Origin of the sequence: Pseudoalteromonas xiamenensis, assembly GCF_030994125.1 — a bacterium.
GTDB classification, from domain to species: domain Bacteria; phylum Pseudomonadota; class Gammaproteobacteria; order Enterobacterales; family Alteromonadaceae; genus Pseudoalteromonas; species Pseudoalteromonas xiamenensis_B.
Map to the genome: position 1 here is coordinate 1,946,959 of NZ_CP099917.1, position 12,769 is coordinate 1,959,727.

12 protein-coding genes and 1 tRNA gene are annotated in these 12,769 nt (G+C 44.5%); 9 read left to right on the forward strand and 4 right to left on the reverse strand.

The features are described from left to right. Positions 1–29 precede the first annotated feature (29 nt). From NI389_RS09040 to NI389_RS09055, 4 genes are all read right to left on the reverse strand, one after another. Positions 30–530: a DUF3016 domain-containing protein gene (locus NI389_RS09040; protein ID WP_308359402.1), complete on the reverse strand. Its 501-nt coding sequence runs from the start codon at positions 528–530 to the stop codon at positions 30–32. 283 nt (positions 531–813) lie between these two features. Then, complete coding sequence (gene groL, locus NI389_RS09045) at positions 814–2,457, reverse strand: chaperonin GroEL (protein WP_308359403.1); 1,644 nt, start codon at positions 2,455–2,457, stop codon at positions 814–816. A gap of 46 nt (positions 2,458–2,503) precedes the next feature. Continuing rightward, entirely contained in the window at positions 2,504–2,791 is a 288-nt protein-coding gene (locus NI389_RS09050) for a co-chaperone GroES (RefSeq protein WP_308359405.1), read from the reverse strand. A gap of 114 nt (positions 2,792–2,905) precedes the next feature. Beyond that, positions 2,906–3,385, reverse strand: a complete 480-nt coding sequence (locus NI389_RS09055; protein WP_308359407.1) for an FxsA family protein — start codon at positions 3,383–3,385, stop codon at positions 2,906–2,908. 91 nt (positions 3,386–3,476) lie between these two features. Between NI389_RS09055 and cutA the strand changes: the two genes are divergently transcribed. The 9 genes from cutA to NI389_RS09100 all read left to right on the forward strand — a co-directional run bounded on the left by cutA (position 3,477) and on the right by NI389_RS09100 (position 12,726). Beyond that, complete coding sequence (gene cutA, locus NI389_RS09060) at positions 3,477–3,863, forward strand: divalent-cation tolerance protein CutA (protein WP_308359409.1); 387 nt, start codon at positions 3,477–3,479, stop codon at positions 3,861–3,863. Beyond that, the gene (locus NI389_RS09065; RefSeq protein ID WP_308359411.1) at positions 3,863–5,707 is read left to right on the forward strand and encodes a protein-disulfide reductase DsbD; all 1,845 of its coding nucleotides are present in this window, start codon (positions 3,863–3,865) and stop codon (positions 5,705–5,707) included. The genes cutA and NI389_RS09065 overlap by 1 nt, the downstream gene beginning before the upstream one ends. Before the next feature lie 188 nt (positions 5,708–5,895). Continuing rightward, a complete protein-coding gene (gene aroQ, locus NI389_RS09070; RefSeq protein WP_308359413.1) occupies positions 5,896–6,348 on the forward strand; it encodes a type II 3-dehydroquinate dehydratase in 453 nt (150 codons plus the stop codon). A gap of 30 nt (positions 6,349–6,378) precedes the next feature. Continuing rightward, on the forward strand, positions 6,379–6,834 hold the full coding sequence (gene accB, locus NI389_RS09075; RefSeq protein WP_308359415.1) for an acetyl-CoA carboxylase biotin carboxyl carrier protein: 456 nt from the start codon (positions 6,379–6,381) through the stop codon (positions 6,832–6,834). 20 nt (positions 6,835–6,854) lie between these two features. Continuing rightward, positions 6,855–8,195, forward strand: a complete 1,341-nt coding sequence (gene accC / locus NI389_RS09080) for an acetyl-CoA carboxylase biotin carboxylase subunit (protein WP_308359416.1) — start codon at positions 6,855–6,857, stop codon at positions 8,193–8,195. Positions 8,196–8,372: 177 nt separating this feature from the next. Next, positions 8,373–8,449: transfer RNA gene (locus NI389_RS09085), tRNA-Ile, on the forward strand. Between the two features lie 106 nt (positions 8,450–8,555). Beyond that, complete coding sequence (locus NI389_RS09090; protein WP_308359417.1) at positions 8,556–9,674, forward strand: substrate-binding domain-containing protein; 1,119 nt, start codon at positions 8,556–8,558, stop codon at positions 9,672–9,674. 129 nt (positions 9,675–9,803) lie between these two features. Beyond that, positions 9,804–11,420 carry an FMN-binding glutamate synthase family protein gene (locus tag NI389_RS09095; protein ID WP_372588594.1) on the forward strand — a complete coding sequence of 539 codons (1,617 nt, stop codon included), beginning with the start codon at positions 9,804–9,806 and terminating at the stop codon, positions 11,418–11,420. Between the two features lie 208 nt (positions 11,421–11,628). Then, positions 11,629–12,726, forward strand: coding sequence for an ABC transporter substrate-binding protein (locus NI389_RS09100; protein WP_308359420.1), 1,098 nt, complete (start codon positions 11,629–11,631; stop codon positions 12,724–12,726). Positions 12,727–12,769: the final 43 nt, after the last annotated feature.

The window sequence follows — 12,769 nt, forward strand, 5'->3', positions numbered from 1 at the left end:
CAGAGATGCGTGCGACAATTGGTCTTATGTTAGCTTACTGACTTGGTGGCCGCAGGCAATATTGTCTGCTCAAACCATTCACTTAATAGACGTTTGTCGTAATGAAATGACTCATTGTCACCGAGCCTTGAGCGGTCCATGAAGGACATGTCTTTTAAGCGAACGGCTTGCCCTTCAGACAGCACTTTGCCGCTGTTATCTTTTAGCGTAAAGCTGATTGTTAGGCTTGGGAAGTGAATCGGCTTTATTACTCGAATATCGTTGCGTCCGTAGTGAACATCACCCGCTAAATCAATGTCATCAAAGCTCACCGCAAGGTTATAGCCAGCTGGCAGCTGTTCAGCGAGCTTATTCAAGTGCTTTTCGAATTGAGTTGCAATGCGCTTATGATAGCCGCCTCGCGCTTCGTTTGAAGGATATACATCGCGATATTCTTTGAAGTCTTTCCACTGTACGGTAACTTCAGCAGCTTGTGCTGCACCGTGGCACAAACCAACTGCAACAAGCAAAGTTAATAATGAACCTTTCATTTGAGCCTCCATAATAAGGAATCAGTAGATGAGAATAGGACTGCATTTGACTTACTGTGGCACAAACTAAGACAAACGCCGACACCCTACAACATTCGATAACAACTTATACCACGTAACATCACTTTGGGCGATTTTTAAGACAATGTAATCCATTTATCGAAAGCCCGAAGCGGCCTATTCCCTTTATACGATGAGTAAAGACTATCCAAACTTAATGGTTGCTTAAAAGCAAAAAACCCGACGTAAAGTCGGGTCTTTTGATACGGTCGAACGTAAGGGCTTACATCATGCCCATGCCGCCCATGCCACCCATACCACCCATATCAGGTGCCGGAGCGTCTTTCTTCGGAACTTCTGCAACCATCGCTTCAGTCGTGATCATCAGACCCGCAACTGACGCTGCGTATTGCAGTGCAGAGCGCGTTACTTTAGTTGGGTCAAGAATACCCATTTCTAGCATGTCAGCGTAAACGCCTGTTGCTGCGTTGTAACCATAGTTACCTTCGCCAGCTTTAACGTTGTTTACCACCACAGATGCTTCATCACCCGCGTTTGTCACGATTTGACGAAGAGGTGCTTCCATCGCACGAAGAGCAACTTTAATACCGTGGTTTTGATCTTCGTTGTCACCAACTAGGTCTGTGATCTTTGCAGCGACACGCACTAGCGCAACACCACCACCAGGGACTACGCCTTCTTCTACCGCTGCACGCGTTGCGTGTAGCGCGTCTTCAACGCGGTCTTTCTTCTCTTTCATTTCGACTTCAGTAGCAGCACCTACTTTGATTACCGCTACACCGCCAGCTAATTTAGCCATACGCTCTTGAAGTTTTTCTTTGTCGTAATCTGACGTTGCTTCTTCGATTTGTGCTTTGATTTGTGATACACGACCGTCGATCGCGCCTTGGTCACCCGCACCATCGATAATCGTTGTATCATCTTTCGTGATCACAACGCGCTTCGCTGTACCTAAGTCTTCTGCTGTTGCTTTGTCTAGTTCAAGGCCTACTTCTTCAGAGATCACGGTACCGCCCGTTAGGATAGCGATATCTTGTAGCATCGCTTTACGACGGTCACCGAAACCAGGCGCCTTAACCGCAGCCACTTTCACAATGCCACGCATGTTGTTTACAACAAGTGTTGCCAGCGCTTCACCTTCAAGGTCTTCCGCAATGATTAAAAGTGGCTTGCTTGCTTTAGCAACTGCTTCAAGTGTTGGTAGTAATTCACGAATGTTCGATACTTTCTTATCCACTAAAAGGATGTACGGATTATCCAGTTCAACCGCGCCTTTCTCAGCGTTGTTGATGAAGTATGGAGAAAGGTAACCACGGTCAAACTGCATACCTTCAACTACATCAAGTTCGTTCTCTAGTGATTGACCTTCTTCAACGGTAATAACACCTGATTCACGACCTACTTTTTCCATTGCAGTTGCAATGATGTCACCGATCTCGCTATCCGAGTTCGCCGAAATTGTACCGACTTGTGCAATTGCTTTTGCGTCAGCACAAGGTACTGAAAGCGCTTTAAGTTCTTGAACAGCTACCGCAACGGCTTTGTCGATACCGCGCTTAAGGTCCATCGGATTCATACCCGCTGCAACCGCTTTCAAGCCTTCGTTCACGATAGCTTGAGCAAGTACTGTCGCTGTTGTTGTACCGTCACCAGCTGCATCATTTGCTTTAGACGCCACTTCTTTTACCATTTGTGCGCCCATGTTCTCGAACTTATCTTCAAGCTCGATTTCTTTTGCAACAGACACACCGTCTTTGGTGATCACTGGTGAACCAAACGACTTATCTAGTACAACGTTACGGCCTTTTGGACCTAATGTTACTTTTACTGCATCTGCTAGAATGTTCACGCCATTTAGCATTTTGCTGCGTGCTTCACCTGCGAAACGAACTTCTTTTGCTGCCATGTTTAAATTCCTCTAATTCGGTTGTTTGAAAATGGGTTGAGATGAATTAACCAACAATCCCAAGGATGTTGTCTTCACGCATGATCAAGTACTCTTGACCTTCGATTTTCTCAGCTTTTTCAATGTACGAGCCGAACAACACAGTGTCGCCTACCTTAACTTCAAGCGCTCTCACTTCACCATTGTCTAGCACGCGGCCATTGCCAACAGCGATGACTTCACCACGAGTTGACTTCTCAGCAGCAGAGCCAGTTAAAACAATACCGCCAGCTGACTTGGTTTCTTCTTCAAGACGCTTAATGATTACGCGATCATGTAAAGGACGAATGTTCATTTTATTAAGTTCTCCTAACAGTTTCTGATCAACTACAGAAAATTCTTTTCAAATTAATTGCCTCCTTTTATGGGGGTATTCGTTAAAAACCCAAGAGGCAAGTTAAAAAATTTTTTAATCTTTTCGCTCAAATTCGCCTTCGATGGTGTTTGATCCTGACGAGCTTGAGTGAGGACGTGTCACGCTAGGCTCTGAATAACTTTCAAAGCCAGGAGTCTGTGCAGAATACCCTGCAACGTGCACCGTCGCATGTTTCATAATTTGGCTTGCTAGGTGAACACGCACCATCGGTGTCAGCAATAAAAAGCCGAATGCATCCGTCATGATCCCGGGCGTTAACAACAATACGCCAGCGATGACCACACACAGACCGTCAAATAATTCTTTTGCCGGCATTTGTCCTCGTGCCATTTCACCTTGAACTGAACGAAGAGCGTGAACGCCTTGTTGCTTTACTAGTCTTGCACCCAACATCGCGGTGATAATCACAAGTGCAATAGTTGAAAAACCGCCGATTACTTCACTTACTTGGATGAGCAATGCTATTTCAATGATGGGCACTGCAATAAACAACAAAAATAAAAATCGAAACATAAGTTCTCCTGTGTCGTGAAAGCGATCTATGGGCAAAGCGGTCTTAAATCAAGTCAACGTCAGTATCTTTCGCTAGGGCGATTTGCCGCCAATGCGTACACTTTTCACTTTGCATTCGTTAGACTGTATAGACATCAACGACATGAGAACGTCCATGGAGCAATGCAATTATCGGCTCGTGTTTACGACAACTGGCAACGAGCAGCAAGCCAAAGTGCTTGCAAAACAAATCGTGCAAAACAAATTAGCGAGTTGCGTGAACTTATTAAGTAACGTGCACTCTATTTACGAATGGCAAGGCAACGTCGTTGAAGACACTGAGTGTAAACTCATTATTAAAACGCGTACGGATAAAGTGGACGCACTAAAACAATTTTTAATTGAACATCACAGCTACGATGTACCAGAAATTCAGGTCATTCCGGTTGTCGATGGTCATGCTGATTATTTTCATTGGATGGACGAGGTATTAGGTTAATGCGGATTTTGCTGCTTTTATTGCTGAGTTTGGTGCTTCTCCCTGCACAAGCAACCACTTCAGTGTTAGACAATTTATTAGCCCCAAAACAACAAACGTTTTTACCCGTACATGAAGCGTTTAAGCTCGATTTTGATCAGCAAGGTAATACCTTGTTTGTTGGATGGGACATTGCACCAGGGTACTACTTATATAAGAAGAAGCTTGAATTTATCGGCAAAGGTGCATCCATCACTTTACCAGAATTTGAACACGGAACTGAAATCGACGACGAGTTTTTTGGTAAAACCGAAGTGTATTTCAATCAATTTTCCGTGGTAGCGAAGCTGAGCGATATTGTACAAGATGGCGTGATCAAGGTACGTTATCAGGGCTGTGCTGAGGCAGGATTGTGCTACCCTCCAGAGATTTTCACCATTCAGTTAACACCAACGCAAACACAATCTGTTGCGGCATCTGTTTTGTCAGCCATAGGTCAAGAGCCTGAAGCGACAAAAGAGACAAAAGAGACAAAAGAGACAAAAGAGACAACCATTACTCAAAAAGAAAACACGTCCAATGCTGGCAACCAAACGTTTACGGAAAAGCTCGCAAACCAAGGGCTTTTAGCCAATATCGGGCTGTTCTTTATCGCAGGTCTCGGTCTTGCCTTTACACCCTGCGTTTTCCCAATGTTCCCGATATTGTCTAGTTTAATCGCCGGGCAACAAGGCCTATCAACTCGCAAAGCATTTGGCCTTTCCTTGGTCTATGTTCAAGGCATGGCCATTACATACGCCCTGTTGGGCTTAGTGATTGCCCATTTTGGTGGGCAAGTTCAAGGTTATTTACAACAACCGGTGGTATTAATCAGTTTTAGTTTACTCTTTGTGTTGCTCGCATTATCCATGTTTGGCTGGTACGAGCTGAGTTTACCGAGCAAATTAACAGAAAGGCTAACCAATATCAGTAATCAACAACAAGGTGGCAACATCCTTGGAGTGTTTATTATGGGCGTTTTATCAGGCCTCATTGCATCACCTTGCACCACTGCGCCTCTCTCTGCTGCTTTATTATATGTCGCACAAAGTGGCGACCTATTCGTTGGTGGAATTACGTTATATGCTCTCAGTTTAGGTATGGGTGTGCCGCTACTGCTACTTGGTACGTCTGGCGGCAAGCTACTACCTAAAGCGGGAGCGTGGATGGAACAGGTTAAAACCGCATTTGGTTTCGTTATGTTAGTCGTACCACTTGTACTGCTCGAACGTATCGTTGACAGTCAGTGGTTATGGACAGCGTTTTCGCTTTGGTGTATTGCGTTTGCTTTGTATCTTCATCATTGGCAAAGTGGTCTTGTACAAAGTAAAGGTAAAACCATACTTTGGGCTCTTGCGGTTGTGGGGTTAATGGGGGGCGGATTGAGTCTTCACCATGTTTATTTTGGAAAAACGCAAACGTCCGACTCTCAAACTCAAATGCCGCAAAAAGGCGAGTTTACGCTACTCGCCAACTTAGATGAACTCCATAAAGCCGTGGCACAGGCCAATGCCGAAGGCAAAGTAGCTATGGTGGATTTGTATGCAGACTGGTGTGTTGCGTGTAAAGAATTCGAGAAATACACATTCCCAACACCAAAAGTCCAAAAGGCCTTCGAAAACTACGCTTTGTTTAAACTCGACTTAACCGAAAGTGACGAGCGCACCATCAAGATCATGGAAACCTTCCAAGTCTTCGGTCTCCCGAGCATTTTGTTTTTTGATGCCAATGGTGACGAACTCCCGCAATATCGCGTCACTGGATTTGTTCGTGAAGAGGTATTTTCTGCCCATTTAAACCGTGTTTATTCTGCAGTCCATCCTTAACGTAAACAAGGGAGCCTTCAAGCTCCCTCTCTCATTAGACCAGTATTTTGCTGCTATTTACCTCGAACGCTCTATAATAGTGCACGAACGTGAGAAAAGTTTGCTATTTGTTGTTGAACGGCTTAAGTTAACAAACAAATCTGATAATAATTTTAGTTTGTTCACTTAACTCAGGGATTTCGCGAATTATGACAGCAAAGTTAAAGATTTTAGTTGTAAATGGCCCAAACTTAAATATGTTGGGTAAACGCGAACCTGAACGCTACGGCACGCAATCATTGAATGATATTTTGACTGCGCTGCACGCAACCGCACAACAACATAATGTAGTACTGACAGACATCCAAAGTAACAGCGAAGCCGAATTGATAAATGCGATTCATGCTGCGTGGCAGCAAATAGACGCCATTATTATCAACCCTGCAGCTTTTACCCACACCAGTGTGGCGTTACGAGATGCGCTCCTCAGTGTTGCAATACCGTTTTTTGAAGTGCATCTCACTAATGTGCATGCACGCGAACCGTTTCGCCATCACTCGTATTTTTCGGATGTAGCACAAGCGGTCATTTGTGGATTAGGTGCAAGAGGTTATGAAGCCGCACTTTTTGGTGCAATCGACCTTTTGCAAAATAAAGATTAAACAAAAATTAACTAACAGGCGGGTCAAGCAATGGATATTCGCAAGATTAAAAAGCTTATCGAATTAGTCGAAGAATCAGGTATCGCGGAATTGGAAATCACTGAAGGTGAAGAATCAGTCCGCATCAATCGTTACAGCAATGCGCCGGTTATGCAAGCGCCTATGCAATATGCAGCAGCACCAGCTCCAATGGCAGCACCTGTAGCGGCTCCTGTTGCAGAAGCAGCACCAGCAGCAGCGGCACAACCTTCAGGTCACCAAGTGAAATCACCTATGGTTGGTACTTTCTACACGTCTCCATCTCCTGAAGCGTCTGCCTACGTGCAAGTTGGTTCTAGCGTGAAAGAAGGCGATACGCTTTGTATTATCGAAGCAATGAAGATGATGAACCAAATCACATCTGACAAATCAGGCGTTGTAAAAGCTATCCTAGTTGATAATGGCGAGCCAGTAGAGTTCGATCAACCACTCTTCATCATCGAATAATTGAGCACGAGGTCAACTCCATGTTAGATAAAGTGCTCATCGCAAACCGTGGCGAAATTGCGCTACGTGTATTGCGAGCTTGTAAAGAATTAGGGATCAAAACGGTTGCTGTGCATTCAACAGCAGATCGCGATCTAAAACACGTACTTCTGGCTGATGAAACCATTTGTATTGGTAAGCCTGCAGCTTCTGAGAGCTACTTGGATATTCCTCGTATCATCGCTGCAGCGGAAGTAACAGACGCAGTTGCTATCCACCCAGGTTATGGTTTTCTATCTGAAAATGCCGATTTTGCGGATCAAGTAGAAAGAAGTGGCTTCATTTTTATCGGTCCTCGCGGCGACACGATTCGTTTGATGGGTGATAAAGTTTCTGCTATCGACGCGATGCGTAAAGCGGGTGTACCTTGTGTACCAGGCTCAGACGGTCCTCTGACAAACGATAATGATCGTAATCTACAAATTGCAAAACGCATAGGTTATCCAGTCATCATCAAAGCGGCTGGCGGTGGCGGTGGTCGTGGTATGCGTGTAGTACGCAATGAAGGTGAGTTGGTAAATGCTATCGCGTTAACGCAATCTGAAGCAAAACAATTCTTTGGTAACAGCATGGTTTACATGGAAAAATTCCTTGAAAACCCTCGCCACATTGAAGTGCAAGTACTTGCAGATGGCCAAGGCAATGCAATCCACCTAGGTGAGCGCGACTGTTCAATGCAACGTCGTCACCAAAAAGTTGTGGAAGAAGCGCCTGCGCCAGGCATTACGGCTGAAATGCGCAAATACATTGGTGATCGTTGTGTACGCGCGTGTATTGAACTGAATTACCGCGGTGCAGGTACTTTTGAATTCTTATACGAAAACGGTGAGTTCTATTTCATCGAAATGAATACACGTATTCAAGTAGAGCACCCGGTAACAGAAATGGTTACTGGCATCGATCTCATCAAAGAACAATTGAAGATAGCTGCGGGCCAACCATTGTCTATCACGCAAGAAGATGTCGTGATCCGTGGTCATGCAATTGAGTGCCGTATCAATGCGGAAGACCCAGAAACGTTTATTCCATCTCCAGGTAAAATCACTCGATTCCACCCTGCTGGCGGTTTAGGTATTCGTTGGGATAGCCACATTTACGCGGATTATTCAGTACCTCCACATTACGATTCAATGATTGGTAAGCTGATTACGTACGGTGAAAACCGTGATGTCGCGATTGCTCGAGCGCGTAACGCATTGAATGAATTGGTTATCGATGGCATCAAAACCAATACTCCACTGCACAAGAAAATCCTTGCGGATGAAAACTTCAAAAATGGTGGCACGAACATCCACTATTTAGAAAAGAAATTAGGTTTGTAAAAACCATTCTCCAAGCCGGCAACGCCGGCTTTTTTCATCGCCTAAACTTGCTTGCATTTTAAGCAATCGATTGAAAGACAGCTAAATTTTGGCAATTCATTAGTGACAAGCCAAGCAAAAGTTTTTATACTGCCAGCGCTTTTAAGAAATACCATTTATTTATTCTGCATCTCAAATGGCCCTATAGCTCAGTTGGTTAGAGCACACGACTCATAATCGTTAGGTCCCTGGTTCGAGTCCAGGTGGGGCCACCATTTTATCTTCTTTTCTAGATTTTCCTTAATCAACCCAATTTTGTTCAGTTCACCTATTTTCAACTATGCTTATCTAATCCATTGTTCGTATTAAGCCTTTTGTAGTGTGACTCAGGTCAAAATCAATCGCCGACAATTTTTAAAATCTTCCGCGTTGCTTAGCGTAGGTGCGTTAGTGGGTGGAATGGTGCCTTTATTCACGAGTAATGCGCAAGAGGTAGAAGCTGACAAACGACGTGCAGCTAAATACGTCATGCAATTTGCGTCACCGTATTCCTCTGCTGAAGCCCTTTACATTCCCCATATGCACCGAGAATTTAAGGAGAATATTGAACAGTTTTCCCAAGGTCGTATTTTCGTGGAAATTGTCGATGCGGGACACGTTGGCATCGGCACTGAATTGATGGCCGCCGTTACTCGAGGGCAAGTCGCCTGTGCATTAATTTCCGTTTCTAATTTATCTCGAGCCCTGCCTATTTTAGATATACTCAACATTCCCTTTTGGGCATCTAATGACCAAGCATATTTAAATTTAATTACCTCGAAGTATTGGCAACAAAACGTGCTTGATGTCATCAAAGCCAAGAGTCCACTTGAAGTGCTCTATCATTATGTCGTCGGCGCGCGAACGCTTTCAGCGACCAAATCGTGCGGTCGAGTTTTTCGGCTACCAAATGAATTAAATAATGTCATTGTGCGCGTGCCAGCCAGTCGAGTACTCGCGCAGTTTTACAAGATGACGCCAGCTAATGTGGTTGAGGTGCCTTGGTCTAAAGTCGCGGATATGGCCAGAACTGGACACATTGATGTACTCGACCCCGGAGTCGTCGGCCTTTACGCTGGACCTTATCAACTGCGTGACCAGGTCGGGGCTATCAGTACTTTGCAAAGTGTGCCAGATGCATGGGTAAATGTGGTCAACCAAACATGGCTAAACAATTTGCCTCGCTCTTTACGAGAAGCAGTAACTGCAGCCTCTGATGCGACTTTTAAAATGCATTTAAAAACCGTCCATCAAACGTATGAACAATGTCTAAATCAATTTATTCAACGAGGTGTGCAAGTTTATCATCCTAACGAGAGTGAGCGTGCGGTTTGGAATCAACAATTCGGCCATCATAATTTGCAGTGGCGTGCCATAAAACGAGAATTGCTCGGTACGGTAGATAACTTTGAGGCACTTCTTGCAGCGACAGAAGAAACTAGTCGCTACCAGCTAGATTAATAGCAAACACGTCAATGCGTTACATGAAATGGTATGGGGCTTAAGCGCGCTATCTTTACGCAAAGTTAATTGGTTCACGTCGTACAATATGCTATAAAAACAACCAAGAATGATTAAACGGATGTTGACGTGACGCTCATGCAAAAGGTCTTCTGGACCATTTTTTTCTTTGGTAATGCCACCAGCATTGCGCTTTGGCAATACCACCCCGACGATTTCACCTTTTTTCTAGTTTGTTTTATCGGGTTGTACAGCATTCTTGGCTTGCACGATCTGTTTTTCTCCAAACGAAACCTCAATCGACTTTACCCCGTTGTTGCGTATTTTCGTTACTTTTTAGAATCTTTTCGTGTCGAAATTCAACAATATTTTATTGCTAACGACACCGAAGAACGGCCCTTCAATCGCGAGGAACGTTCGCTGGTTTATCAACGTGCGAAGAATGTAAGAGACACCATCGCGTTTGGTACGCAACATGATTTACTGGAAGAGAATTACTTGAGTTTGTGGCACTCCTTAAAGCCTACTGAAGTTAAAGATGAAACAAAACGTATCACTTTTGGTGGTCCGGATTGTACTCAACCCTACAGTGCCTCCCGCTTAAACATCTCCGCGATGAGTTTTGGCGCATTAAGTCACACTGCGATTGAAGCGCTGAACTTAGGGGCCAAGAAAGGTAATTTCAGTCACAATACGGGGGAAGGCGGCTTGAGCCCCTATCATCTGAAGCATGGAGGTGACATTGTATGGCAAATTGGGTCCGGACTTTTTGGTTGCCGTACCTTGGATGGCCAATTCGATGAAGAGACTTTCAAAGAAAAGGCGCAACTGCCACAAGTTAAAATGATTGAAATCAAGCTCAGTCAAGGCGCTAAACCTGGCCATGGCGGTGTGTTGCCTAAGGCCAAAATTACGGAAGAAATTGCCCGGATCCGTTTGATAGATCAAGGGCAAGATTGCGTTTCACCAGCAATGCATCCTGAATGCCAAACCCCGAAACAGTTATTACATTTTGTTGCTAAGCTACGCTCGCTTAGCGGGGGAAAACCTGTTGGGTTCAAATTGTGTATTGGAAATCCGGCTGAGTTTTTATCGATTTGCAAAGCCATGCTCGAAGAGAAAATCTATCCTGACTTTATCACCGTCGATGGGTCAGAGGGTGGCACAGGCGCCGCTCCGGTTGAATTTGCCAATTACCTTGGTATGACCTGCCTCGAAGGAGTTTATGTTGTGCATAATGCCCTCGTCGGAACGGGTCTTCGTGAACACATTAAAGTCATTGCGTCTGGCAAAACGGCCTCCGCATTTGATTTACTCACCAAGCTCGCCCTTGGTGCAGACACGGTGAATGCTGCCCGCACTATGATGTTCGCATTAGGCTGTATCCAATCTAAACACTGTAATACCAACCGTTGCCCGACTGGCATTGCAACACAAGATCCAGCAAGAGCTAAAGCCATCGACGTTGAAAATAAGAGTGAGCGTGTTAAAAACTTCCACAAAAATACGCTTCATACCTTCTATGAGCTGTTAGGTAGTATTGGCCTAGATGACCCAGACAAGCTCCTTCCGCAAATGGTAAAACGTCGCACTCCACACGGCTTACAAATGTCTATTGGGAGTCTCGTAAAACCCTTATCGACCGACGAGCTGCTGATGTCGAGTGAAATCAATCATTGGACAAACTGGTGGCACAAGGCATCCAGTGAAAGTTTCAGTGTCTATGACGACAGCTTTTTAAAATAATACTGGTACGGATCTATTTATCGCCGATGAAATATACTTTTTCATATCGGCCAGATGGACAAAATCATTCTCTTTGTGTGAGTAATTTTGTCCATATTTCACCACTTTTCTCGTCATAAAAAAGACTTAGTTCAATTTTACTCAAGCAACGCGTTGTCATTGCTGTGCTATTATTTATACAAATTTCCCTGTTAGTGTACTGCCTATCATGCTGCGTCATTTTTGGTGTTTACTCTTAATCACGCTATCTATTAGTGCCGTCAGCGCAGCACCAAATCCCGAAAAAGAACACCCAATGTCTGTCGTCATGGTGAATCCATCCGTTAAAGATGACCCTTTTTGGCGTAAAGTAGAGCAGCTTACGCAAGAGGCCGCGACACAATTGGGTGTTCATTTTGAAGTGATTTACGGTGAAGGTAACCGCTTCGCTCAGCTCGATGTGCTCAAGCGCTACTTAGAATATCGTGCAACCCCTGACTACCTCATTCTCATTAACTACCCAGGCGGTGCTGAGCAATCCTTGTCGATGCTTAGCAAATACAACATCAAATTTGTCACATTAGAACAAACGATTTCAGGCGCAGAGAGAACCGCAATAGGTCATGCTGGGGAGCATTTCGAAAATTGGTTAGGTGAGATATACCATGACAACTTTAAAGCGGGCTATCTGCTAGCCAAAACCCTGACACAAACACTCCAACAACCCAAAGAACACGTTAAGCCTATATTGATTAATGGTCATTACGGTAGTGAGTCAGATGCGCGTAGCGACGGTGCTAAAGCCTACTTTAAAGAACAAGGTATCGACGTTGCCCAAACCGTTTTTGCCGCGTGGTCAAAAGACCAAGCCATGGAGAAAACAGAAAAATTAATGAAACGTTACCCTGACACAAATTTGATTTGGTGTGCGTCGGACCTCATGGCTCTGGGTAGCGAAACCGCATTACGACAATCAGCTTCAACCGCTAATGTGGCGATTGGGGGCTTTGATTGGCTTGATGATGCGCTGATCTATATTAAGAAAGGCAAACTTAGTGCATCTGTCGGTGGGCATTTTATGATGGGTGCATGGGCGCTGTTATCGTTATATGACTACCACCACGGTAACCCATATTGGTCAACACATCAGAAAATGGTATTTGATTTAGAAGCAATCACAAAGGAAAACATCGATCAATTTAACGGACTACAACAACCCAAAGAATGGGAAAAAATCGATTTTCGAGCGCTCACGCTGACTCATAGTGGGTTAAAGGAATACCAGTTTATTCATCGCTTTGACGAGTTACTCCACTCCTTGAAATAACACCGCCACGCACGAGTCTCATTTTGGTGAGTTTATGGCTCGA

What these genes read in the sequence shown, in the direction of transcription:
- NI389_RS09065 (WP_308359411.1), top strand. Translation starts at nt 3,863, where the DNA reads ATGCGGATTTTGCTGCTTTTATTGCTGAGTTTGGTGCTTCTCCCTGCA.
- NI389_RS09100 (WP_308359420.1), top strand. Translation starts at nt 11,629, where the DNA reads ATGCTGCGTCATTTTTGGTGTTTACTCTTAATCACGCTATCTATTAGT.
- groL (WP_308359403.1), bottom strand. Translation starts at nt 2,457, where the DNA reads ATGGCAGCAAAAGAAGTTCGTTTCGCAGGTGAAGCACGCAGCAAAATG.
- NI389_RS09050 (WP_308359405.1), bottom strand. Translation starts at nt 2,791, where the DNA reads ATGAACATTCGTCCTTTACATGATCGCGTAATCATTAAGCGTCTTGAA.
- accB (WP_308359415.1), top strand. Translation starts at nt 6,379, where the DNA reads ATGGATATTCGCAAGATTAAAAAGCTTATCGAATTAGTCGAAGAATCA.
- aroQ (WP_308359413.1), top strand. Translation starts at nt 5,896, where the DNA reads ATGACAGCAAAGTTAAAGATTTTAGTTGTAAATGGCCCAAACTTAAAT.
- NI389_RS09055 (WP_308359407.1), bottom strand. Translation starts at nt 3,385, where the DNA reads ATGTTTCGATTTTTATTTTTGTTGTTTATTGCAGTGCCCATCATTGAA.
- NI389_RS09040 (WP_308359402.1), bottom strand. Translation starts at nt 530, where the DNA reads ATGAAAGGTTCATTATTAACTTTGCTTGTTGCAGTTGGTTTGTGCCAC.
- accC (WP_308359416.1), top strand. Translation starts at nt 6,855, where the DNA reads ATGTTAGATAAAGTGCTCATCGCAAACCGTGGCGAAATTGCGCTACGT.
- cutA (WP_308359409.1), top strand. Translation starts at nt 3,477, where the DNA reads ATGCGTACACTTTTCACTTTGCATTCGTTAGACTGTATAGACATCAAC.